Source organism: Exiguobacterium sp. E4787, assembly GCF_018618375.1.
Classification (GTDB): Bacteria; Bacillota; Bacilli; order Exiguobacteriales; family Exiguobacteriaceae; genus Exiguobacterium; species Exiguobacterium chiriqhucha.
Map to the genome: position 1 here is coordinate 43,870 of NZ_JACSLY010000009.1, position 25,411 is coordinate 69,280.

The window sequence follows — 25,411 nt, forward strand, 5'->3', positions numbered from 1 at the left end:
AGGAGGAACCTACTGTGAAATTTATTTTCAACCCGGATATCCGGGACCCGAAACTCAACTTGGCGGTCGAGGAGTATATCCTCAAACATTTGAACGTCGAGCATGAGGATTATTTCTTGTTCTATATTAACGGCCCGTCGATCATCATCGGCAAGAACCAGAACACATCAGAAGAAGTTAACTTGAAGTATATCGAAGAGAACGGGATTGACGTCGTCCGTCGTTTGTCAGGCGGCGGTGCTGTCTATCATGATGAGGGCAACTTGAACTTCAGCTTCATCACAAAAGATGACGGCAACTCGTTCAACAACTATAAGAAGTTCACGCAACCGATTGTCGACGCCTTGAAGCAACTCGGCGTCGAGGCAGAGTTGACGGGACGTAACGATATCCAAGTCGGCGAACGGAAAATCAGCGGGAACGCCCAGTTCACGACGCGCGGCCGTATGTTCAGCCACGGAACACTCATGTTCAACTCGAACATCGAGGAAGTCGTCAACTCGCTCAACGTCTCGGAAGAGAAGATGCGTTCAAAAGGCATCAAGTCGGTCCGTAGCCGTGTCGCCAACATCACGGAGTTCTTAGAAGAAGAGATGGCGATGGAGCACTTTGTCGAGGCGCTACTCCATTCGATTTATGACGGACAGGAACCAGAACGTTACGTGCTTCGCGATGAGGACTGGGAAATCGTTCAGGATATCTCGAAAGAGCGCTATGCGAACTGGGACTGGAACTTCGGGAAATCGCCGAAGTTTGATGTCGAGTCGAAACGTCGATTCCCGATTGGTACGATCGACGTCCGCTTGAACGTCAACAAGGGTACAATCACGGAAGCGAAAATCTATGGGGACTTCTTCGGTGTCGGGGATATCCATGACGTCGAACAAGCCCTCGTCGGAACGCGGTTCGAACGCGGCGCGATTCGGGAACAATTGTCACAGCTTGACGTCAAACATTACTTCGGCAACGTCGAGCTCGAAGAACTCGTCGATCTCATTAGCTGAAGCGGGTTTTCATGCAGAAGGGCCTCCCTACAGAGGTCTTTCTTTTTGGCGTTTTCGTGACAGGTTGTCTGGACCGTTGCGTGTCGTTCCGGCGAGGCGTATCATAATCAGTGCAAGCGCTTTCGTGAGATGGAGTCAACCAATGGGAGGAAACGATATGTATCGATTTATCACTGAATGGATGGACACGAATTTGATGTGGGTGACGGAGCAACCGACATTTGATCTCGCCGTCCAAGCGATTGGACTTGAACTCGAAGGTCGAGGTATCGTCAATGACACGTTCGCGCGCGTCGTGACGGAGCAAGAGCGGACGATCCCGTCGGGCGTTACCGATGTCGCCGTACCGGTCGCTGTCGTCGATGTACCGCTTCACGTCGCAAAACAAGACGGCATCACCTTGTTGCATCTCAATCAACCGTTTGCGATGCAGACGATTGCGGGAGAGAGTATTCGGGCCGAAGCGATTTTCTTCATCACGGCGACGACGGAAGCGAAACAGTCGGCGCTCCATAAGTTGATGGACGACTTGCTCATGGACGATGAGACGTTACAGGCGCTCGTGCACGTACAGAGCCGGACCGGATTGTATCATTTGCAGACGATGGACTTGAAAGCGTTTTCTTATTGAGGCGTTTCATGTACAATGAAGATAACTGAAAAAGAGCGCGGCTGCCGTGCTCTTTTTTACGGCTCAAAAGTGAATAGTCATTCATTTTCAAAGGGGGATTATCATGGCAAACTTAGTCACGGCACTACAAGGCGTGGTGGCCGCGCATCCGAACAAGGCGGCCTACGTGTTTGGGGAAGACACGGTCAGCTACGGACAGTTCTATGGACAAGTCGAGGCGATGGCGGCGACGCTCGAGCAAAAAGGCATCGGTCAAGGCGACCACGTCGCGCTCGTCCTCGGCAACAGCCCCGCGTTCTTGATTTCGTATTTCGCGGTGCTCGCCCGAGGTGGGGTCGTCATTCCGATCAACCCTACATACACACCGGATGAGATGGCCTACATCTTGCTCGATGGCGACGTAAAGGCGATTGTCGCGTTGTCGCCGCTCGTCGCGCAAGCGGAAGCCGCACTCACGAACTTACCGCAACTCCGACTCGTCATCTCGGTCCCGTATGCAGACGTACCGGCGTTGAAGCGGGATGGGGACATCGAGTTCTTACCGTTCAGCGAGGCGTTCGCGACGACGAAAGCTGAAGTGGTCGAAGTCGATGAGGGCGAGGTCGCTGTCATCCTGTATACGAGCGGGACGACCGGGAAACCGAAAGGCGCCTTGTTGACACATCTCAACTTGTTCTCGAACGCCCATTCGATCGGGGAGTATTTGGAGATCACGCCGGAAGACAAAGCGCTCGCCGCCTTACCGATGTTCCACGTCTTCTGTTTGACGGTCATCGTCAACGCACCGCTCCTGCGCGGGGCGACGATTGTCATCTTGCCAAAATTCTCACCGCAGGACGTGTTCGACCTCGTCCCAAAACATCGCGTCAGCATTTTTGCCGGTGTCCCGACGATGTACAACTTCCTGTTGCAGACGGCGATGAAAGTTCCAGCATACGCCTCGGCGCTCAAGCATGTCCGCGTCTTCGTATCCGGTGGAGCGAGTCTGCCGGTACAGTTGCTCGAATCGTTCGAGCAAAAGTTCGAGTGTAAGATCCTCGAAGGATACGGTCTGTCCGAGGCGTCACCGGTCACGTGTTTCAATCCGCTCCACGGCGAGCGGAAAGCCGGGTCAATCGGTCCGTCAATCGTCCACGTCGAGAACAAGGTCGTCGACGAACTCGGCGAAGAGGTCGGGGTCGACGAGGTTGGTGAACTGATCGTCCGTGGACCGAACGTGATGAAAGGCTATTATAAATTACCGGAAGAAACGTCGATGACGCTTCGCGATGGATGGCTCTATACGGGCGACTTGGCGAAACGGGACAAAGACGGTTACTTTTATATCGTCGACCGGAAGAAGGACATGGTTATCGTCGGTGGCTATAACGTCTATCCACGCGAAGTCGAAGAAGTGCTCTATCAACATCCGGGTATCGTCGAAGCAGCCGTCATCGGGGTACCGGATGCCGAACAAGGGGAAGCGGTCAAAGCGTTCATCGTCACGCGAGACGAACAGGTGACGCTCGATGAGATTCGAGCGTTCGCGGCGACGAAACTGGCGAAGTACAAACAGCCGACGCATATCGAAATCATCGAGGAGCTGCCGCGGAACACGACCGGGAAGATTTTACGGACCGTCTTGAAGAGCGAGCAATTCCAACGCAATTGACGGGAGAGAAGGACGACGAAATCAGTCGTCCTTTTTTTGTTCAAAAGATTTGACACCGTTACCGGGTAGGGGTATATTGATGGTGAGGTGATAATCATGGAAGAATTCATGCATGACCAACCAATCGTTCCGCGTGAAGACGCAGAACGTGAAGCGCTCAGCAAACGGCTGCGCCGAATCGAAGGACAAGTACGTGGGATTCAAAAGATGGTCGAGAGCGACCGCTACTGCGTCGATATTTTGACCCAGACGTCAGCCATTCAAGCGGCACTCAAACAAGTCGAGATGCAACTGCTCGAACGTCACATGCGTAAATGTTTAGTCCATGCGAGTGAAACGGAAGACATGGACCCGTACATTGACGAATTGATGACAATCGTCAGCCGCATCAAGAAGTAAGGAGGTGTTCCGATGAAAACCGTCGAACTGTCGATTCAAGGAATGACATGCGCCGCATGCTCGGCCCGCATCGAGAAAGTGTTAAATAAAATGGACGGTGTCGAAGCGACCGTCAACTTGCCGCTCGAGACGGCGACGATTCGCGTCGACGACGGCATCACCGAAGACGAGCTGATCGCCCGCATCGAAAAAATCGGTTACGGCGCAGAACGAAAGGCGGAACTGACGCCAAAACACGACCTGCGCCCCCTCGAGCGAAAAGTGCTCATCTCGGCGCTGTTGTCGGCACCGCTTCTGCTCGTCATGATTACGCACATCCCAGGTGTGGCGTTCCAGGCCGATTGGCTGATGAGCCCGTGGTGGCAATTCGCGCTCGCCACGCCGGTCCAGTTTTGGATTGGGGCCCAGTTTTATAAGGGTGCTTATAAGAGTTTGAAGAGCGGCGCGGCCAATATGGACGTGCTCGTGGCAACAGGGACGTCGGCGGCTTATTTTTACTCCGTCTTCGAGATGCTCGCCCATCCGATGCATCCGTCACTCTATTTTGAGACGAGTGCCGTCCTAATCACGCTCGTATTACTCGGAAAATGGTTAGAGGCCCGAGCGAAAGAGAAAACGACAGACGCGCTCAAATCGCTTCTGTCGTTACAGGCGAAAGAGGCGATTTTACTCGTAGACGGTGAAGAACGCTCGGTCGCGATCGATTTGGTCAAAGCCGGTGACGTCATCGTCGTTCGTCCAGGTGAGAAAGTGCCGGTCGATGGGAAAATCGTCGAAGGAGAGACGGTCATCGATGAGTCGATGCTGACCGGGGAGTCGATTCCATCCGAGAAAACTGTCGGAGCTGACGTCGTCGGCGGAACGATTAACCGTTCACATCGGGTGTTGATGGTCGCCGAACGTGTCGGTAGCGAGACGATGCTCGCTCAAATTGTCCGCGTCGTCGAACAGGCCCAAACGGACAAGGCGCCGATTCAACGGCAGGCCGACCGAATTTCGGGTGTGTTCGTCCCAATCGTCGTCGCCATCAGCGCCTTGACGTTCGGGGTGTGGACACTCGGGTTCAACGATTTAGACATGGCAATTCGGGCCTCGATCGCCGTCCTCGTCATCGCTTGTCCATGTGCGCTCGGTTTGGCGACGCCGACATCGATTATGGTCGGGACAGGCCGTGCCGCCGAACAAGGCGTCTTATTTAAAGGTGGTGGCCAACTCGAATCGTTGAATGGTGTCGACATCGTTGTCTTTGATAAGACGGGGACACTCACGAAAGGGACGCCGGAAGTGGTGGCGACGTTCGGAGACGCGGCGTTCTTGAAGTTGGCCATCATGGCCGAACGCCAGTCGACACACCCGCTCGCCGAGGCGATTGGTCGTGGTGAAGGCAGCGGCCAGGTCGAACGTGTCGAAGAGTTGGCCGGTCGAGGATTGAAAGCGGTCGTGGATGGGAAACCTCTACGTATCGGTTCAGTCCGCATGATGCAAGAAGCCGGATTCGCCTTACCGGACTGGGACATGCAGGCGATGACGCCTGTCTATGTGGCTGACGAGTCTGGAATCGTCGCGGCGTTCGGTCTACAAGATCAATTGAAAGAGCGGAGCCGTGCCGTCGTGCAACATCTAGCCTTGACGAGACAAGTGTACGTCTTGACCGGCGACCGCAAAGAAGTCGCATTCGATATCGCACGTCAACTCGGGATTCCCGAAACGAACGTCATCGCCGAGGTGCTACCGGTCGAGAAAGCGGATCACGTCGAAGCGTTGAAGCGCCAAGGACGTGTCGCCATGGTCGGGGACGGCATGAATGATGCACCGGCTCTCGCCGTCGCGGATGTCGGCATTGCGTTTGGAAGCGGGACGGATGTCGCATTAGAAGCGGCTGACGTCACCGTGATGGGACAAGACATCGAGGGCGTGAATCGCGCCATCGAGATGAGTTCATTGACGATGCGTAACATTCGGCAAAACCTGTTCTGGGCGCTGGCTTATAACAGTCTGGGCATCCCGGTCGCAGCAGCGGGGCTGCTCGCCCCTTGGATTGCCGGGGCAGCGATGGCGTTCAGTTCGGTCTCTGTCGTCTTGAATGCGTTACGATTGAAAACACAAGGAGGAAAATCAACATGAATGAAACGACTTTAAAAGTAGAAGGTATGACATGCAACCATTGCAAAGCAGCGGTCGAAGGGGCGCTGACGGAATTAGACGGCATCGAATCAGCGATCGTTTCGCTCCAGGACCATCGGGTCGATGTTATCCATAACGATAAAATCTCGAAACGAGCGATGATTGAAGCCATCGAAGAACAAGGCTACGACGTCAACGCATGATTCAAAGCTCTCGCCTGACGGCGGGAGCTTTTTTTGTGATGTTCAAGCGAGTCAAAACATGCTATATTATAGGTGATAATGAGAATCGCTATCAATGGGGAAGGTGGGGGCAAGATGGAACTCGTAATGATTAGCGGCGTACTGGCCTTACTGAGTGGAGGCACAGTATTCCTCGCGCAACAGATGCGTACTCGGCCGACACGGTAAGGAAGGGGAGACCCTTCTTTTTTTGTCGATTCGTTGACGTGTGGCGAGCACATTCAGCGCCCAAGAAACGACCTCATTCCCATCTTTTGTCCATAATTGTTTGATATGATATGTAAAAACGTTGCAGAGGTGACTCGAATGTACACAGTTTATTTAGTGGATGACGAAATCAATTTGAACAAAATGCTCGTCACATATTTGGAGCAGGAAGGGTATCGCGTTCGGTCGTTCACGGACGGAATCTCGGCTCAAGCTGCCATCAAGGACGAGCCGGACCTATGGGTGCTCGATATCATGCTTCCAGACTTGGACGGGTTCCAACTGTTGAAACAAATCAAGGCGACGAACGCCTTCACGCCGACGATTTTTATTTCGGCACGTGACGAAGACATCGATAAAATCATCGGGCTCGAGATGGGTTCTGACGATTACATCGCCAAACCGTTCTTGCCGCGCGAGCTTGTCATCCGGGTGAAGAAGTTGATTGACCGGGTGTACGGCTCAAAATCGAACGAACATATCGAGTATGGGGAATATACGATTTATCCCGAGAAACGTCTCATCCGACACGAACAGGATGAAATCGATTTGACGTCGAAAGAGTTTGACTTATTGCTCCTCTTCCTCGAACATCCGGGTTCGGCGTTGTCGCGTGAACAGATTCTCGAAGGTGTCTGGGGCCATGACTATTTCGGTTCGGACCGCGTCGTCGATGATTTGGTGCGGCGCCTGCGGAAGAAATTGCATCGCTTGGAGCTCGAGACGCTCTATGGCGTCGGTTATCGACTCGTTAAGCCATGAAGCTCGATCACCTTCAGCCGAAGCGGCTCATGTGGAAAATCTGGGTGTTGATTCTCCTCATCATCGTGACGCTCGCCTTGATGATTTTATTGACGATTCGTTCCTCGATCACGCAGTTCATCGATGAACAAGTGTATGAGACGTTGCAAGATGTCGATTATTACCTGGGTAATACGAACGAGTTGGAAAATATCCCGCAAAATCCGATTGAATATGATCGGCGGCAACAAGAGTCCCGTTCGGTCAACCAGCTCATCTTTCTGCCGAACGGACGAATCATTTATGGGTCGGCCCCGCTCGAACTGACGAACCGGATGTATCAAGAGGCGATCGAACAGACGAGCGAGGTCGCTAAATATCAGACGACGATTGACGGAGAGGATGTCTACTATATCATCCGTCAAAACGAGTACGACGGGGAGCTCATCTATCAGGCATCTTATGCGTGGGACGCCTATCGCCGTGAGCTCGTTTCGACGCTCTACTGGCGCATCTCGATTTTAATCGGGGTCATTAGCTTACTGTCGTTGATTCCGGCCTTATGGATGTCGCGTGAGCTGACGAAGCCAATTGTCGAGATGGAACGGGCGGTCGAAAAAATCTCGAACCGTCAATGGGAGACGGTGCTCCCGCTCGCCCGTCAAGACGAGCTCGGCCAATTGGCCCGCTCGATTGATGCGATGCGGCAAGAGCTGCAAGAGCAGGACGTGGCCCAACAGGCGTTGCTTCAAAACATCTCCCACGACTTGAAGACGCCAATCATGGTCATCCGTGGTTACGCCCAATCGATTGGGGACGGCATCTATCCGACCGGAGACTTGAAAGGGTCGGCCGAAGTCATTGATGAAGAGGCATCGCGTCTCGAGAAGAAAGTCGTCGATTTGTTGTACGTCACCAAGCTGGAATATTTCAAAGGCCAAGAGATGCGGCTTGAACCAATCAATCTCGATAAATTGGTGGAGCTGCTCGTCAGCCGGTTCAAATTGCGTGGCAACTTGGACTGGACGGTCGAAGGACATGCCGGTGAGATGCTCGGTGATGGGGAACAGATTCGCGTCGCGTTCGAGAACGTGCTCGATAACGCCTTGCGTTACGCCGAATCGAGGATTCATATCCGTCTGTCGCACACTGAGGCAGGCGTCGAGATCACGATTGAGAACGATGGCCCACCTGTCGATGAGAACCTCGACTTGTTCCATCAATTCTCACGCGGAAAACAAGGAAAGTTTGGGCTCGGTCTCTTCATCGTTCAACGGATTGTGACGCTCCATGAGGGGACGGTCGCATTGGGAAATACAAGTGACGGAGTTGCTGTGCATTTTCACTTTCCGCCCTCGAATTCGATAAAAAAACTAAAGTTAGATTCTCGAAATTAAAAATCAGCCACTCGTTGGCTGATTTTTTTAATGGGAAATATTGGAGTTCGATTTGTGAAAACGATGATTCCTTGTTATGAATGAGAGGTAAGGCAATACATCCATGATGGAGGCAGATCAGATGACTAAGTTGACGAATGAAACAAGAGCTTTGATTCCGGTGTTTAATGAGTACGGGGAGGCGGAGACGCTCGTCTATCAATCCGATGGGGTTCAACGCTTGAAAGGCTCACCCCTTCACTTACTCGAATCCGCCTGTCTATATTACGGTTCAAGTATCCAAGGACGGATTGAAGCGGCCCGTGGCGTACTCGGCCCGCACCGGAAAACGCCCGTCATCATGGATTGGCACGCAGATACAATCTTTTTCCCGACCATCGCCAAAGAAAGCCCGGACTGTGCTTGGATCAATTTTTCACATGTGCACAAGGCGAATAAAAGTGGAAAAGGGAGCAAAATTTTATTCCATTCGGGAGAAACGGTCGATGTCCCGGTATCCAGTCACACGGTCGACAAACAAAAACAACGCGCCATCCAATTATCGTACTCCTTCCAGAAACGCTTTCACTGAAACACATTCAGTCAGGTTTAAAGATTGAAATCGATGACAACCCCCTCTATGATGAAGAAGAATAGTTCATATGTGTATTTGCACATTATCTGAAAGCGAGGGGTCAACATGTTTTTTCAAAAAATGATTGAACGAGGAAAACTGGTCATCGTGTTTTTACTCGTCGCAGTCGTTGTCGGGGTGCTCACGTTCTTCCAACTTCCGAAGCGTGAAATTCCGGAGACGAGTGTCAATATCATCTTGATTCAGACGCCATATCCAGGCGCGACCGCAGAGACGGTCGAACGGAACGTCACGAATATTTTGGAGACTGAATTGAGAGGACTCGAAGGAATCGAGAATGTGTCATCATTATCCGCATCCGAGTTCTCAAACATCACAGTCGAGTATGAAGACGGCTTCGACCGAAGTGAGCTCCAGGCGAACGTGCGCCAAGCCATCTCGGATGCCGCACCGCGCTTGCCTGAGAATGCGCTGGCACCGACCGTCAATGATTCGATCGGACAATTGCCGGTCGCTTCATATTTGTTGACTTCGGACGACCGCGAAACGTTGCAAGCGGCTCGAGAAGATGTCGAGCGGTTGGAGGAACGATTGTTGCGGACCGAAGGCGTGACCGGTGTGACAATCAAAGGATTGCCAGAAACCGAATTCGTCGTCTCGCTCGACTCGGCCGAACTCGGGGAGCGTCAACTCGCCTTCCCGGACGTTTTGACGGCCATCAATGAAGAATATAAGACGACACCGCTCGGACGCCAGTCGACGGAAGAGGGCATCTATCAGTTGGCGATCGACAGTTTGACGAACGTCAATGATATGGGCCAAGTCGTCGTCGGATCGGTAGACGGGACGCCCGTTCTACTCGAAGACGTCGGTACGGTCGAAGAGACGGAAAAAGCGGTCACCGACCTCGTCTCGCTCGATGGGATGCCCGCCATTTCCTTGACGGTCACAATCGAGTCGGGACAAGATATCCCGACGCTGCAAGAACGCGTCGATGAAGTCGTCGCCGCAGAAGTCGGAGACGTCTCTGGCGTCGAGCTCGTCCCTTATTACGAGCAGGCCAAAGCGGTCGACGCGATCTTCTCGTCGTTGACAAAAGAGTTCATCGTCGCCATGATTGCCGTCATCGTCGTCACGACGATTGGATTGACGGTATCAGGATCCATCATCGTCAGCTTGGCGATTCCATTATCGTTCTTGCTCGCGTTAATCCCGCTTCGCTTCACGGGGGTCGACTTGAACCAAATCTCCATCATCGGTGCCATCATCGCCCTCGGGATTCTCGTCGATGACGCCATCGTCGTCAACGACAACATCCTGCGTCGTTACCGGAAAGGGGATACGGCGATGGGAGGTGCCGTACGCGGGACGAAAGAAGTGTGGGGCTCGATCGTCACTTCGACGCTCGCCGTCGTCTTCGCTTTCTTGCCATTGACCCTCTTGTCAGGTGCGAACGGGAACTTTATCCGCGCCTTGCCGACCGTATTGGCGTTATCGGTGCTCGCTTCGATGGTCATCAGTTTGACTCTCGTCCCGATTGCCCAATACTGGTTGAACCGGAAACAAGTCAAAGTCTCGAAACGAGAGCCGGGTTGGTTAGGGAAACCACTCAACCGTCTCAGTAATTTCTATGCGGACACGTTGTTGCCAAAAGTTGCGAAGCGTCCATGGACGTTCGGACTCGTCGGTTTCGTCATCACGACCGCCTTGTACGGATTGATTCTATTGACACCATTCGAATTTTTCCCGGCCGCGAACCGACCAGAAGTCGTGACGAGCGTCACATTACCGGTCCAGACCGACTTGGAAGAGACGGAACGGAGACTTCAAGCCATCGAGGAAGAGTTCCAAAGCATCGATGGCGTCACCGAGACGTCCATCTTTGCCGGGAGCGGGTTACCGAGCCTGTTCACGGGTGGTCTCGACCAAACAGGTGACAACACCGGCCAAATCGTCGTCCGTGTCGATAACGAGACAATCGATGCGATTCAATTGATTGATGAGTATACGACACAAATCCGGGAAAACAACCCGGACGCTGAAATCTTCTTGGATACGCAACAACAAGGACCGCCGACTTCGGCACCTGTCGAGTTCACGATGCGCGGCGAGACAATCGACGAGCTCGTGGCGGCACGGGATACCGTGAAAGCAGACCTCGAAGAGATTGACGGCGCACTCGTCCTCGATAACATTAAAGAGCCGTTCCAAACACTCACGTATGAGCTCGACCGTGACGCGATGGCGGCCGCTGGCGTGACCGCGAAAGCGATCAGTGACCAGATTCGCCTCGTCACGGACGGGATTCCGATCGGAACGTTCGATGATGGTGTCGAACAGCGCGATGTGAAAATTGTCGTCGATGCGGAAGCAAACCGTGAGGCGCTCGCTTTAGACGATATTCTCGTCCCAGTCGAAACGGAAGCCGGCCCACCGGTCGCACCGCTCAGCACGTTCGTCACCGAAACGACGACGGAACAGATTCAACAGATTCCGCGTGAAAACGGAGAACGGACCGTGACGCTCCAAATCTTTGCGAGCGAAGGTATGGACGAGGAAGCGTTCAAACAAGACGTCGACCGCGTGCTCGCCGATGCAGAATCTGCATTGACCGATGACGGGATTGCCTTTGATCAATCGGGGGCAAGTGACACACAAAACGAGTTCTTCCTTGAACTCGCCACGTTGTTCGTCGTCGTCTTGTTCTTAATCTTCTTGATTATCGCGTTCCAGTTCAATTCATTGTCACTACCGATGCTCGTCCTGTTCACGATTTACTTGGCGATTGCCGGAGCTGTCGTCGGACTGTTCATCACACAGACGCCATTTAGCTTCATGGCTTCGATGGGGATTGTCTCGCTCGCCGGAATCGTCGTTCGGAACGCCGTCGTCTTGTTCGAGTTCATCGAGCAAGGGATTCGGGACGGCATGGCTGTCACGACCGCTGTCTATGAGGCAGGGCGGGCCCGGATTCGTCCGATCCTGTTGACGGCCTTGACCGCCGTCGTCGCCCTCTTGCCGGTCGCGTTCGGACAAGACCCACTCTTCAAACCACTTGCCATCTGTATCGTGTCAGGGATTCTGTTCTCGACGGTACTGACGCTCGTGCTCGTTCCGGCTTACTACTTGATTTTGGCGAAACGTCGCCACCGGGATAAACCGTTCACAGAGTAATTGCATGACGACAAAGGATGGCCCGAGGTGGGCCATCCTTTGTTCGTTTACGTCGGGAGACGTATGTTTTTGTGAGATGCTCTATGGGTATAATAAGAGAAGGACTTCACAATATTGGAGGGAATCAAAGATGAATGATTCATACACATGGTTAAACCGCCGGACGATTCGCCCGGCTTACAGTGCGACAGGGGGCCGGGCGTGGACGAGCGAACGCGTCGTTCGTCCGGATGCAGCCCGTGGGAAGACGGTTCGCGGTGTCAAACGCGTACGTCGTCCGTATACGGATGAGCATGGAAATCGCCGTTATACGACGGGGCGCGTCGTCATCACCGATGCGGCACGCAAAGCGCGGGCCAACGGTCATGGTGAGTCGGCCGTTCAACTCGAGTTGTCGGTGCCGACACCGTACGAGCGGGTCAAAGAGATGATTCCGACGAAGAAAATCCTCGTGCCTGCCATGGCCGGGATTGCCGTCGCTGGTGGGATTGCCGGAGTCATTTATGCACTGCGCAAGAAAAAGCGGAACAAAGGAAAATAAAAAAATCGCCCAACTCGGGCGATTTTTTTATTTGAGACGATCCGCAAGAATCCGTTCGAGCTGTTGCTCGCCGAGTTCGCGCATCTCTGCTTCATTCTCTTCATCGTATGCCTCGTCAGTGAAACGTCCGACGAATTCGACTTTCCCGTTGCCGAGTTCACGGAAGACGAGGTTTTTGCGGTCCTGATAAAAGACGACGCGGTACTCTCGTCCGTTCTCGTGCATATAGTTGAACACACCTTTAATGTGGTCCATGTTCTTTTCTTCGGGTTGGTCTTCTTCCTCTTCGTCCTCTTCGAGGGCGTCGGCGAGGACTGCCGTCGGTTCTACTTCTTCCGTTTCTTCTTCAGACGAAACGGCCTCTTTCTTTTCTTCTTCTGTCATGAAAAACGACCTCCTTTACTTACTTTCTTATCATACCCGCTTTTCGAAAGGCTGACTACTCAAAATGGTGCGAGCAGACGCGGACGACGTTCGAGGATGACATGATCAAGCGATGGAACAGCTGTTGTTTGATCGACTCGGGCGCATCGACCGTTTTGAGCGCTTGCTCCATGCAGCCGAGCCAATGTCCGGCATGAGTCTCAGAGATGGGGTGGTCACGATGGATCATCGCCAAGTTACCGCCACCACGACGTTCCGTATACAGTTTCGGTCCCCCGAGCAACTGTGTTAAAAATTCGAATTGATGCGCTTTGACCCGCTCTTTGTCGTCCGGAAACAACGGCAACAAGACCGGGTCGGCGTAGACGAGATCATAAAAGGCGTCTACGAGCTGTTGGACTCCACGCTCGCCGCCGAATTGTTCATATGCACTCATGTTCATTTCCCCCTCATACGTCCAGTCTAATCGATTTTCGCTGAAATTGGGAAGGATGCGGGCTGGTCAATTTTCTTGCTGGGGTCTCGAAGGATTTCCCTCTACAAACTGCGCGGAATGGGTCATAATAAAGAAAAAAGGGAAGGGGTGTTCGCCTAAATGACGGTCACTTTTCACGTCGGGCGTTCCGGGAGCGGAAAAAGCGAATGGATGACGAAACAAGTCATCGAAGAGCTGAAGCGTGACCCGAGCGGACCGACCATCTATATGCTCGTCCCAGACCAAATGTCGTTTGAAATGGAACGGAAGATGGCGATGACCGACGGCTTGAACGGGTCGACCCGGATACAAGTCTTATCGATGCGCCGTCTCGCCTTTTTGATGATGCGCGACCGTGGCGTCGCGACCGAACAGTTTTTGGACCAGACGGGGACACATTTGCTGTTGCGCCGTGTCGTCGAGATGAACGAGGAACGCTTGACCTTGTTCCGCCGGACGATGAATCAGTTCGGTTTCTATGAGGAATTGAATGCGTTGATCACGCTCCTCAAACGAGGACTCGTCGATCCGGAGCAGTTGCTCCGCTTGAGCGAACAAGACCAACACCTTTCGCTGAAACTGCAGGACCTGTCCATCCTGTATGAAGGTTTCTTGACGATGACAGCGGGGAAATCGCTGCACGCCGAAGATTACTTTAACGTGCTGCTGCAACTGTTACCGGACATCGACTTGACCGGGACCCGGTTTTACATCGATGGGTTCAATGAATTTTCCGAGCAGGAGCTGGCAGTGCTGGTCGCTTTGGCGGAGAAGGCGCCGCTCGATGTCCTGTTGACGATCGACCCGGATTCGCTCTACCGGCCCCATCCGTCGTTCGGACCGACACAGCGTACGCTCATGCGCTTCAAAGAGCTGTTATCCGAACGGGGTATCTCGTCGAGTGACACGCCTCATACGGGTGCGCCTCGCTTCCAACATCCGAGCTTGGCCTATCTCGAGGCCACGTTTGGGCAAGTGACGGCAGCCCCGTATACCCGTCCCGATTCGAACGTCGTGTTACACGCGGCCGTCGACCGGTCGGTGGAAGTCGAGGCCGCCGTCCGTGAAGTCGTGCGTCTCGTTCGTGAGGAAGGCTTCCGTTACCGCGATATCGCGTTCGTGTCCCGTTCGCTTGAAGCGTACGGCGATTTGGCGACGCAGGCGCTACAAAAAATGAACTTGCCGTTCTTCCTCGATGAGCGAAAACCGATGCTCGATCATCCGGTCGTCGAATTACTGAAGGCGACGATTGAAGTCGCACTCCGTGGATACCGGGAAGAGCCGGTGTTTCGCGCACTGAAGACGGAATTGATTCTGCTCGATGAGGAGCATCGACGCACATCGGTCGACCGGCTCGAGGCGTTCGTGATTGAACGGGGGATTAAACATTACCATTGGCATGACGCGTGGTACTTGAAACGTCGTGCCGAGGAAGAGGCACGGTTGACCGGGGAAGAACTCGACGTAGAGACGGCGCTCAATCGCTATCGGCAAACCGTCGTCGACACGTTCGACCCGTTGTTGGATGACTTGAAGGCAGCGAAGACGATGCAGGCTTACACGCATGCCATCTACGCATTCTTGGAACGAGTCGGCGTGGCGTCCTGTCTTGCCCATTGGCGAGATGAGGCGCTCGAAGAGGCACGCTTGCTCGAGGCGCGCGAACATACGCAAGTATGGGACGCGGTGTTGCACTTGCTCGAACAGCTAGAGGCGGCCGCACCGGACGAGACGCTTTCGACCGAGCTGTTCCTCCAAATGATGGACACCGGGCTCGATAGTCTGCGCTATGCGCTCGTCCCGCCTTCTTTGGATCAATTGACGGTCACCGATTATGTTCGGGGCCGGTTGCTTGATAAGAAAGTCGTCTTCCTGCTCGGAGCGAACGAAGATCAAATCCCGCTCGTCTCGACCCAGTCGAAACTATTGACCGACCAGGACCTCGACTTCATGCACGAGAACGGCGTCCGGGCTGGGAAAGCGACCGAGCACTTGTTTGACGATGAGACGTACTATTTGTATAAGGCGCTCACTGCACCGAGTCATCGGCTGTTCGTCAGCTACGCCCTCGTCGACCGCGCCGGCAAGGCGATTCAGCCGGCCAGCTTCATCGCGGACCTGAAGGCGCGGCTTGGCGGTGGCAAGGTCGTGACGACCCACTTCGCAGAAGCCGGGGAACATCGCCCGAGCGACCAGTTGTCGTTCATCACGAACGTGAATCAGACGGCAGCGGTCACGGCGCTCGAATTACAGCGGCTCAGTCGCCACTACCCGATTCAAGACACGTGGTTCACGGTATATAACGAGCTGTTGAAACATCCGGAAGGCCGCGAGCGGATCCGGTTATTGACGAGCGCGCTCTTCTATCAAAACGTGCCCAAGCCGTTACCGGAAGACGTCGCCAAGTCGCTGTACACGAACTCGATTCGGGCGAGCGTCTCGCGGCTGGAGACGTTCCAAGCCTGTCCGTACCGTCACTTCGCCAGTTACGGCCTTCGTTTAAAAGAGCGCCGTTTGTATCGCTTAGAGGCGCCAGATATCGGCAACTTGTATCATCGCACCATCGAGCACATGTCGCAGACCGTGCAGATGGAAGGGAAAGAATGGCGTGATGTGAGCCGGGAGGAATGTTCTTCTCTCGCTGAGGCGGCCGTCGAGCTCGTCACACCAGAGATTCAAAACGCGATTTTGATGAGTTCGAACCGGTATGGCTATTTGAAGAAGAAATTGACCGACGTCGTCAGCAAGACTGCGGAAGTGTTAATCGAGCAGTCGAAACGAGACGGGTTCGATCCGGTCGCCTTTGAGCTCGCTTTCGGCAGCGGCAATTTCCCGCCGGTATCGTTCACGCTCAGTAACGGGGCGACGTGCGAACTCGTCGGTCGGATTGACCGGGTCGATACGGCTTCGATTCACGACCAATTGTACGTTCGGATCGTCGATTACAAGTCGAGTAAACGAGAGATCGACTTCGCCGAGATTTATTACGGGCTCGCGATGCAGATGCTCATCTATTTGAAAGTGTTGATTGAGCAGGCGAACGCCTGGACGCAAGAGAACGTCGCCCCAGCGGCCGCGCTCTATTTCCACGTCCATCGCCCGCTCGTCGCTCCGGCCGAGACGGATACCGACACCGAACGCAAGGTGCTCGAGTCGTATCAGATGCAAGGGTTGCTCGTCGATGATCCGGCCATTTTAGAGATGATGGACCGGACGGCGAAACTCGACCAGAAAAAATCAATCGTCATCCCGGTCAAGTACAAGAAAGACGGGACGCTCGATGCGAACACGACGAAAAAAGTCGTCTCGCCACCGCAACTCGAACAGTTGATGGACCATGCCATCGATTTGGCCCAATCGAGCGCCGAGGCGATGTATGACGGTGAAATCGGGGTCGAACCGTATGAGTATAAAGAACGCCGGCCATGCCAGACGTGCCCGTTCCAAAGTGTCTGTCACTTTGATGAGGCGTTGTCCAACGAGGCACGGCAATTGAAAAAGCTAGAAAAAGATGACGTCTTGTCAAGATTAGGAGGTGACGTCGATGCAGTGGACGAATGACCAACAAGCGGCCATTGATGCCAGAGGATCGCACGTGCTCGTCTCGGCGGCAGCCGGTTCCGGCAAGACGGCAGTCCTCGTGGAACGACTTGCGAGCCGTCTCTTGGATGAGACGGACGAACTGACGGCCGACCGCATGCTCGTGGTCACATTCACGAATGCGGCCGCGGCCGAGATGAAGCGGCGAATCGCCAAAGCGCTCGATCAAGCGCTTCGTGACGACCCGGAGAACGCATATATTCGCAAACAACGCCAAATGCTCAACCGAGCACTCATCACGACGATTCACTCGTTCTGTCTCGAGGTGATTCGAGAGAATTACTATTTGCTCGACCTCGACCCGGCGTTCAAAATCGCTGAAGAGCGTGATTTGGTGCTCTTGCAGGACGATGTGCTCGAAGACGTGCTCGAAGACGCTTATGGCGAACAAGACCAAGCGTTCTTCGCCTTGATTGACGCCTATACGTCCGACCGCGGGGACAGTGAGATTGAGGAGTTGATTCTCGGACTTTATCACTATGCGCGAACACTGCCTGACCCGGAAGCCTATCTGGATGAGCTCGTCTCGTTATATCAATTTGACGGGGACCCGGACGATGAGCAATTGCTGATCGAATTCGGTCACCTGCTTTGGGTAGACATCGAGAAAGCGTTGCGTCAACTTCGTCGCGTCGCCATCGAGCTTCGGCTCGCCGGTTATGAGACGCAATCCGAGAACGTGCAACAGGCGATTTTGCCGTTCGCGAACCTTGATCCGGACTCGTTCAAGTGGAGCGAGCTCGAGACGGCTTCCCGCGCCGTCAAATTCGGGACGATGAAATCCGTCCAAAAGAAAGAGGAACATCATGTCTACCACACGGTGTTGAAACCGGCCTACGACCAGGCGAAGAAGAAGTTGAGCGAAGCGACCGCACAGGCCGGCACGAGCGGAGCGGACTATTTAGAGGTCTTGATGACGCAACGTCCGCTCGTCGAGACGCTCGTCAAGACCGTCCGGACGTTCGGTGCTGCCTATGAGCAGGCGAAGCGGGACCGCGCTTTCGTCGATTTCAGCGACCTTGAACATTATGCGCTCGCGATTTTGCGCGACGGGGACGGACCGTCCTCGGTCGCATCGCTCTATAAACAGCGCTTCGCCGAAGTGTTGATCGATGAGTATCAAGATACGAACGAGATCCAAGAAACGATTATCGGACTCGTCAGCCACGAAGCCGAACACGTCGGCAACTTGTTCATGGTCGGCGATATCAAACAATCGATTTATCGGTTCCGCCATGCCGAGCCGCGTCTGTTCATCGAAAAGGCGACCCGGTTCAAACAAGGTGGTTCGGGACAACGGATCGACCTGTCCCAAAACTTCAGGAGCCGGGCCGAAGTGCTCCATGGCATCAACGACTTGTTCGTCCGGTTGATGGACGAGGAAGTAAGTGAGATCGAATACGATGAGGCGGCCCGACTCGTGCCAGGCCGGGCGTATGAGGAGCTCGAGGCGAGACCTGAGCTGATTCTCGTCAATGGTGAGAGTCGTGATCTCTCGAAACAAGAGCTCGAAGGACGCGCCATCGCGACCCGGATTTTAGAACTTGTCTCGGGCGAGGAACCGTTCAAAGTGACCGATGAGGCGACCGGCTTGCTGCGGTCGTGCGAATATCGCGATATCGTCATCTTGGTCCGCTCAAAAAAAGAGCGCGTCGAACAGCTGATGGATATTTTGACACAGTACAACATCCCGGCCTATACCGATTCAGACGGCGGCTATTTCCAGGCGACCGAGATTCGCATGATGCTCGCCGTGTTGAAACTGATTGACAATCCGCTTCAAGACATCCCGCTCGCGGGAGCGCTCCGTTCACCGATGTTCGGCTTCAGTGACCAAGAACTGGCCAAGATTCGTCTTGAATCGGAGGACTCGTTCTTCGAGGCGCTCAAAGCGAAAGCGGACGATGAGGATGACCTCGGTCTGAAGTGCGGCGATGTGCTCGACGCGTTGTCAGCGTGGCGCACGTTCGCACGGAACCATAGCTTGTCGGAGCTGATTCAACAAGTGTTCAACGACACCGGCTTCTACGATTTCGCCGGTGGCTTGCCAGGTGGGAAAGGACGCCAAGAAAACTTGAAGGCGCTCTATGATCGGGCCTTGTCCTATGAACGGAGCGGATACCGCGGTTTGTATCGCTTCCTCCGCGTGATGGACCGACTGCAAGATAACGGTGAGGATTTGTCAGAGGCGCGTTCGCTCGGCGAAGAAGAGAACGTCGTCCGAATCATGACGGTCCATAAGTCGAAAGGACTGGAATTCCCGGTCACGATCGTCGCCCAGCTTGGAAAGCAGTTCAATAAACGCGACCAAATGCAGCGCGTCATCTTCCATAAACGGTATGGCATCTCGCTCGACGCCATCGATGTCGTCACCCGGACGAAGACGGAGACGTTCGTCAAAGAGATGATTCGCCGCGATCTCGATGCCACGATGAAAGCCGAAGAGATGCGCGTCCTGTATGTCGCCCTCACCCGTGCCAAAGAGAAATTGATTTTGGTCGGGACGATTAAAGAACCGGGGAAACAGATTCAGCAGTGGCTGCACGTCGAGCAGACCGGGACGACGTTATCGGCCGAGTCGCGTCGTGACGCGAAGACGTATCTCGATTGGGTCGCTCCGGCACTCCTGAAACTTGAAGGGGCTGCCTCGTTCTTAGAACAACAGGGCTTGCCGGTTATCGCTCCGCAACAAGAAGCGACACCGTGGACGTATCGCATCATCGGTGAGGAAGATTTGGCAGAAGTCGCCACGCTCCAAGAGATGATGGCGCAGCTCCATCACGTCAAACAGTTCGAGGCGATCGATTTTCCGGTGAAAGACGAAGCGAACGTCAGTGAGTTCGTCCACAAGGCGTTCGCCTACGCCTATCCGGCACAGGCTGCGACGGAGACAGCGGCCAAACAAACGGTGACCGAATTGAAGCGGGCGCTCCAGCTTGAACAGGCGGCGTTCGAAGAGACGTACCGGGCGACGGACACCCCGTATCGAGAACCAAAATGGAAGCAATCTCCGCAGACAGGAGCCGAACGGGGGACAACGCTACATCTCGTCTTCCAATTGATCGACCCGTCCGAGCCGCTCGATGTCCAAATCGACCGCTGGGAAGCGGAAAGCATGCTCAGCCCGGTCGAGGCCGAAACGGCACGGCTTGCGAGTCCTGAAATCGAGGCGTTCTTTGCCTCGGAAACGGGACGCGCGTTGACAGCAGCGCTTCAAACTGGGACAGGTTGGCGTGAGCTACCATTCACGTACACGGTCCCGGCCGAGCGAGTCAATCCAACGGGGACGTTCACCGACGAGCACGTGCTGATCCAAGGGATTATCGATTGTCTGTTTTATGACGGAGAGACGTATGTACTTCTCGATTATAAATCGGACTCTGTGCTTTTCTCGAGCGACTCCCGTGACGCGGCAAAACAGATGTTACGTGACCGCTATCACGTCCAACTCTCGCTTTATCGTGAGGCGATTGAGGCGATTTGGGGAATCACGGTCGGGCAGATGCTCATTTATTCGCTCGAATTGCAGGAAATTGTTGTATTATAATGTAGACGTTGTGAAGAAAAAGGGGTACGGTTATACACCGTACACCCTTATTTTTTGTGATTACGAACTGAATCCGTTAAAATAATGGAATGGGATAAAAAATGGAGGAATCGTCATGGTAAAAATTTTACTAGCAGAAGATGAAGAAGTATTACGCATGCTTGTTTTAGATACATTAGAAGATGAAGGATATGACATTGATGAAGCGCCAGACGGCCTTGAAGCCTATCGGCTAATCGAACAGAACGAGTACGACCTCGTGATTGTCGACCATATGATGCCAGGCATGACCGGTCTTGAGGTCATTGAGAAAGTACGAAAACTGCCAGGACGCCAACATACGAAAGTGATGATGCTCACGGCGAAGAGCCAACAATCTGATCGTGATTGCGCGAATGAGATTGGCGTCGACTACTTTATTTCGAAGCCGTTCAGTCCCCTTGAATTGGTGAAGATTATAGGAGGCATCGTGAATTGAACAGATGGTTTAAACAAAAACTCGGGCGCGAACTCATGGTCGTCCTCTACTCGTTCCTCGCGCTCGCGCTCGTCGGCTCGATTTTCATGTACATGTACATGGAAGAACGAGTTGCGGCGAACGAACAACGGTTACAAGATGTCGATGAGCGGATTGACCGGTTGAACGTGCTTTGGGACGACTGGCAAGGCGCTCAATATGATTCCCGCGGCTTCCTCTTGTTTGGGGATACCGAGGCGCTTGAGCGGGCCCGTGCCAAAGAGAACGAGTTCCAACAAGAGATTAACTGGTTCAAGAGCGTCGTCCAGACGAAACAAGGTGAGATTTTCGCGGAGGATTTGCAAGAGTTTCATGACTTCTATTTCGGTGTCATCCTTCCGGTGACGACGGAGTACGGTCAATTGCGGGCAGAAGGTGAAATCACCGAGACGACCATCGACCCAGAGACGGTGTTGGCGTTGCCGACAGCCCAGCGTTTGATTGAGCAGGGCGTCGTCCCGTACAGCCCAGAGCGCGGGATTGATACGCTCGGACCGATTCAACAGATTGAGACATCATTGTCAGATTATAAATCTTTGATGAATAGCGAGAAACAAAAAGTGTACGATGCTTGGAAATTGAATAACGATATTCTTCAATTCCTCTGGATTGCGAGCATTTTGTCGTTCGCGGCATTGATTTTACTGTTCATCCAACCGTTCTTGCGCCGTCAAACGCGTTTGATTTCGAGACTTTCAGTCGCGTCTGATCGCTTGTTGAAAGGCGAAATCGTCGATTTGAGTGATCAGATGGAACGCGAAGATGAGATCGGGATCATGTCACGGTCGTTCAACAAAATGGCCGAGACGCTTCGTGACAATGAACGTCACTTGATTGAGAAAAATCACGAGCTGCAAGCGCAACAAGAAGAGTTGATTGCGCAACAAGAAGAGCTTCAGGCACAGCAGCAAGAGCTTGAAGAAATCTTGGAGCAGACGCAACAGAACGAGCAGCACTTGGCTTACCGCAACGAATTGACCGAGACGCTCGCGGCCCGCGACTCATTGACGGCCTATCCAGAGATTATCGAGAAGCTCGTCGCCATCACCGACTCTGAAGTCGGGGCGCTCGTCTTCCTCGATGCGACAGGCTCATTCTCGATCACGAGCCACGGCTTGAACGAAACGCTCACGCGTCAATTGCTCGATAGCGAGAATTCGGTCTTGACGCGGGCGATGACACTGCGGACGACCGTCCATTCGTCGAAACAAGTCGCGAGCGACCATCCGCTCCCGTATCCATACTATATGTATGAGACGGCCGTGCCGGTCCATGATCCGACGGATGACTCGATTATCGCGTTCATCTATCTCGTTCGTTATAAAGACCGCTTCACGCAGACACAAATGGGCGACATCATGTCGTTCGCCCGTCAGTTGTCGCTCTCACTTCTCCGGATGCGTCTGTTTGAAGAGATGACCCGTGAGAAAGGGAAGACGGAACGGATTCTCGACTCGATTCGCGAGGCGGTCATTTACGTCGAACACTCGACCGATGACGTCTTCGTCAACCGTCCGCTCTATGAGATGTTCCCTGAGCTTGACGAGATCACGTCGAGCGAACTCGCGGAACTCTCATGGAACGAATGGCGCGAGACGATTTCAACGACAGTCGATCAAGAAGACGATTTCTTGAAGTATACCGATCGTTTGTTCACGGACGACTTCCCGCATGACAGCGTGAGTTTCTCGATTCGTAAAGGGGAGATGAACCTACAGATGTATGCGGAACGCATCGTCGTCGGTGGGTTATCGAAAGGAACGTTACTCGTCTTCCGTGACATCACGAGCGAGACCGAGGCGGAGCGCTTGAAGAGCGAGTTCATCTCGACCATCTCCCATGAATTACGTACCCCGCTCTCTTCGATTTATGGGTTCACCGAGCTCATGGTCAAGAAGCAGTTGCCGAACGAGAAGCAAGCGAAATACTTGCAGACGATTCATGCCGAGACGGAGCGCTTGACGCATCTCGTCAACGACTTCCTTGACGTACAACGGATGGAAGCCGGCAGTCAAATGTATGACCGCGAACAGCTCGACGTCGAGCCGGTCATTCGCGATATGATGACGTTCTATGAGGCGTCATCGTTGAAACACCAGTTCGAGCTCGTCACGGCCGATGATCGCCCGTACGAACTGTTCGCCGACTGTCAGAAGTTCAAACAGTTGATGAGTAACTTGCTCTCGAACGCCGTGAAGTATTCGCCGCGTGGCGGGAAAATCACAGTCGAACTGGCCCATCACGACCAATCCATTTCGATTAAAGTGAAAGACCAAGGAATCGGGATTCCGAGCGATGCGCTCGACCGACTCTTCGACAAGTTCTATCGTGTCGACAATTCGGACAGCCGTGAAATCGGCGGTACCGGACTCGGCCTTCCGATCTGTCAGGAAATCGTCCGCGGTCACGCCGGTCAGATTCATGTCGAGTCGGTGCAGCATCAAGGCTCGACGTTCACGGTCGTCATTCCAAGTTATGAATACGCCGTCCGTGAACAAGAAACGACGACAGCTTAATCACGTCAGCAACGCAAGGCGCCTATCGATCATCGATGGGGCGCCTTTTTGGTGGAAGCGAAGATTTTTCAATCACCTGCTTGACCGTAAAGCGAGCGACTCGTGTACAATAGAGATTGTACATAATGGAAAGGGGGACTTTGAATGCCATTGACTGCATTCCTACACACGCACGTCACGAGCTGGATTTTATTACTCGTCTTGTTCGCTGTCGCCTACGTCGGCTATAAGAACGCGAACAAGAGCGGGAAGATTGCCCACATGGTGTTTCGACTCATGTTGCTCGTCGCGTTCGGCACAGGACTTTATTTGTATTTACAATTGAACGGTGGCGGCATGTTCTATCACGTGAAAATCACGGTCGGACTGCTCACGCTCATCTTCGGTGAGATGACGCTCATCCGTGTGAAGAAGAAAAAACCAGCGAACGCGATGTTCGGCGGTTTCGTCGTACTTGCACTCGTGACGATTTTCATCGGCTATGCGTTGCCATACGGACAGTCGTTCTTTAGCAATTTCATTTAAGGTTGATTCCCATTCCGCACATTGGAGTGGGATTTTTTTGTTTGTCCGTAAATTATTAGGGGAAAATAAAAAAATCAGTGATAACGATGATGAGGTGAAATGATGGAACAACAAATGAATGAATGGTCACGCGTCTTGCACGCGCGAAGATGGATGAAACAAACGGAATCGTTCCTGCCGCTTTGGCACGGATATATCGGCTATAAATATGGATTGTTCGATGCACTCCAAGGCGGTGCCAGCTTTGCGGAGATGACGCTTCGCTTGAAGCAACCGTTGACGAAGCTCGCGCTGGAGCGTTGGCTTGAAGTGGGGGTCGCCGTTCGTCATTTGAAGAAGAGAGGCTGGCGTTACTTCCCGACACGTAGTTTGAAATATCAATTGTCGCATGAGGATGAGCGCAGTATCGGTTTCATGCTGCAAGAGATGATGGAGCTGCATATCCCGGCGCTCATCGCTTACCCTGACTTTTTAGAGTCGGGCAAACAGAAGACGTTCGATGGGGCGACGCATGGACAGGTCGTTGCACAGACGTCGACGCTCGTCGAGACGGTCGCTTTCCCAGTCGTTCAACAACTGTTGCGTCAGGCCGACGTGAAGACGATGCTCGATATCGGATGCGGGCACGGTGGTTACTTGCGTAAACTGCATGGCCTCGAACCAGAGTGGAAGTTGACCGGGATTGACTTAGAAGAGGACGTCATCGCCGAAGCCCGGGAGCAGGATGAGTCAGGCGATATTCGTTACGAAGTGGCCGATTTCATGGAATGGGATCATGAGGACCGGTTCGATGCCGTCATGATGAATAACATGCTCTATTACTTCTCGCCAGAAAAACGAATCGAATTGCTCGAACTGATGCTCGAGAACCTCGAGGCGTCCGGTGTCGCCGTCCTCGTCACTCCGCTCGCAGAGACGCCGCTCGGCTCTCGGTTTGCCTCGGCGTTCAATGCGTTCATGACCCTCCACGACAACTTGCATCCGTTACCGACAATTCGAGAGTTGCGCCGTCAAATGCAGCAAGTCGGCTTTGAAAATATTCGCTTTATCCCATTCATCCCGGAAGGATCATGGTATATCGTCATTGCCGAGCGCGGCAATTGACACATGGCGGACACACGACGAGCCGATTCAAATTTGAACTTGTCTCCAGTCATTTCTA

The 25,411-nt window shown here is 53.5% G+C and carries 19 protein-coding genes; 17 read left to right on the forward strand and 2 right to left on the reverse strand.

Annotated elements, in window-relative coordinates:
* The first annotated feature begins 14 nt into the window (after window positions 1–14).
* The 11 genes from lplA (at window position 15) to KNP80_RS11095 (ending at window position 12,685) form a co-directional block, all read left to right on the forward strand.
* Window positions 15–1,004, forward strand: coding sequence for a lipoate--protein ligase (gene lplA / locus KNP80_RS11045; protein WP_021066701.1), 990 nt, complete (start codon window positions 15–17; stop codon window positions 1,002–1,004).
* Between the two features lie 157 nt (window positions 1,005–1,161).
* Window positions 1,162–1,635, forward strand: coding sequence for a PTS sugar transporter subunit IIA (locus KNP80_RS11050; protein ID WP_131472251.1), 474 nt, complete (start codon window positions 1,162–1,164; stop codon window positions 1,633–1,635).
* Between the two features lie 103 nt (window positions 1,636–1,738).
* A complete protein-coding gene (locus tag KNP80_RS11055) occupies window positions 1,739–3,286 on the forward strand; it encodes a long-chain-fatty-acid--CoA ligase (RefSeq protein ID WP_214720267.1) in 1,548 nt (515 codons plus the stop codon).
* Window positions 3,287–3,382: 96 nt separating this feature from the next.
* The gene (locus tag KNP80_RS11060; RefSeq protein ID WP_021066698.1) at window positions 3,383–3,685 is read left to right on the forward strand and encodes a metal-sensitive transcriptional regulator; all 303 of its coding nucleotides are present in this window, start codon (window positions 3,383–3,385) and stop codon (window positions 3,683–3,685) included.
* Between the two features lie 12 nt (window positions 3,686–3,697).
* On the forward strand, window positions 3,698–5,809 hold the full coding sequence (locus KNP80_RS11065) for a heavy metal translocating P-type ATPase (protein ID WP_214720266.1): 2,112 nt from the start codon (window positions 3,698–3,700) through the stop codon (window positions 5,807–5,809).
* Entirely contained in the window at window positions 5,806–6,012 is a 207-nt protein-coding gene (locus KNP80_RS11070; protein ID WP_214832557.1) for a cation transporter, read from the forward strand. The genes KNP80_RS11065 and KNP80_RS11070 overlap by 4 nt, the downstream gene beginning before the upstream one ends.
* Window positions 6,013–6,357: 345 nt before the next feature.
* Complete coding sequence (locus KNP80_RS11075) at window positions 6,358–7,020, forward strand: response regulator transcription factor (RefSeq protein ID WP_214720264.1); 663 nt, start codon at window positions 6,358–6,360, stop codon at window positions 7,018–7,020.
* Window positions 7,017–8,396: a sensor histidine kinase gene (locus KNP80_RS11080; protein WP_214720263.1), complete on the forward strand. Its 1,380-nt coding sequence runs from the start codon at window positions 7,017–7,019 to the stop codon at window positions 8,394–8,396. Before KNP80_RS11075 ends, KNP80_RS11080 begins: the two co-directional genes overlap by 4 nt.
* A gap of 121 nt (window positions 8,397–8,517) precedes the next feature.
* Complete coding sequence (locus tag KNP80_RS11085; protein WP_251026131.1) at window positions 8,518–8,967, forward strand: competence protein ComK; 450 nt, start codon at window positions 8,518–8,520, stop codon at window positions 8,965–8,967.
* Window positions 8,968–9,090: 123 nt separating this feature from the next.
* Window positions 9,091–12,144, forward strand: coding sequence for an efflux RND transporter permease subunit (locus KNP80_RS11090; protein ID WP_251132377.1), 3,054 nt, complete (start codon window positions 9,091–9,093; stop codon window positions 12,142–12,144).
* A 130-nt stretch (window positions 12,145–12,274) separates the two neighbouring features.
* Window positions 12,275–12,685: a hypothetical protein gene (locus KNP80_RS11095; protein ID WP_021066691.1), complete on the forward strand. Its 411-nt coding sequence runs from the start codon at window positions 12,275–12,277 to the stop codon at window positions 12,683–12,685.
* A gap of 27 nt (window positions 12,686–12,712) precedes the next feature.
* Here KNP80_RS11095 and KNP80_RS11100 read toward each other — a convergent pair whose 3' ends face one another.
* Window positions 12,713–13,069 (reverse strand): hypothetical protein, encoded by a 357-nt coding sequence (locus KNP80_RS11100; RefSeq protein ID WP_021066690.1) that lies wholly within the window; start codon window positions 13,067–13,069, stop codon window positions 12,713–12,715.
* A 55-nt stretch (window positions 13,070–13,124) separates the two neighbouring features.
* A complete protein-coding gene (locus KNP80_RS11105) occupies window positions 13,125–13,505 on the reverse strand; it encodes a truncated hemoglobin (RefSeq protein WP_021066689.1) in 381 nt (126 codons plus the stop codon).
* A 159-nt stretch (window positions 13,506–13,664) separates the two neighbouring features.
* Here KNP80_RS11105 and addB point away from each other — a divergent pair, with 159 nt between their 5' ends.
* From addB to KNP80_RS11135, 6 genes are all read left to right on the forward strand, one after another.
* Complete coding sequence (gene addB / locus KNP80_RS11110) at window positions 13,665–17,105, forward strand: helicase-exonuclease AddAB subunit AddB (protein WP_214832553.1); 3,441 nt, start codon at window positions 13,665–13,667, stop codon at window positions 17,103–17,105.
* Window positions 17,089–20,691 carry a helicase-exonuclease AddAB subunit AddA gene (gene addA / locus KNP80_RS11115; RefSeq protein ID WP_214720260.1) on the forward strand — a complete coding sequence of 1,201 codons (3,603 nt, stop codon included), beginning with the start codon at window positions 17,089–17,091 and terminating at the stop codon, window positions 20,689–20,691. Before addB ends, addA begins: the two co-directional genes overlap by 17 nt.
* 115 nt (window positions 20,692–20,806) lie before the next feature.
* Complete coding sequence (locus KNP80_RS11120; RefSeq protein ID WP_021066686.1) at window positions 20,807–21,169, forward strand: response regulator; 363 nt, start codon at window positions 20,807–20,809, stop codon at window positions 21,167–21,169.
* Complete coding sequence (locus KNP80_RS11125) at window positions 21,166–23,724, forward strand: sensor histidine kinase (protein ID WP_214834756.1); 2,559 nt, start codon at window positions 21,166–21,168, stop codon at window positions 23,722–23,724. The genes KNP80_RS11120 and KNP80_RS11125 overlap by 4 nt, the downstream gene beginning before the upstream one ends.
* Before the next feature lie 144 nt (window positions 23,725–23,868).
* Window positions 23,869–24,249: a YisL family protein gene (locus tag KNP80_RS11130; protein WP_029595956.1), complete on the forward strand. Its 381-nt coding sequence runs from the start codon at window positions 23,869–23,871 to the stop codon at window positions 24,247–24,249.
* A gap of 102 nt (window positions 24,250–24,351) precedes the next feature.
* Entirely contained in the window at window positions 24,352–25,353 is a 1,002-nt protein-coding gene (locus KNP80_RS11135) for a class I SAM-dependent methyltransferase (protein ID WP_214834757.1), read from the forward strand.
* The last annotated feature ends 58 nt before the right edge of the window (window positions 25,354–25,411 follow it).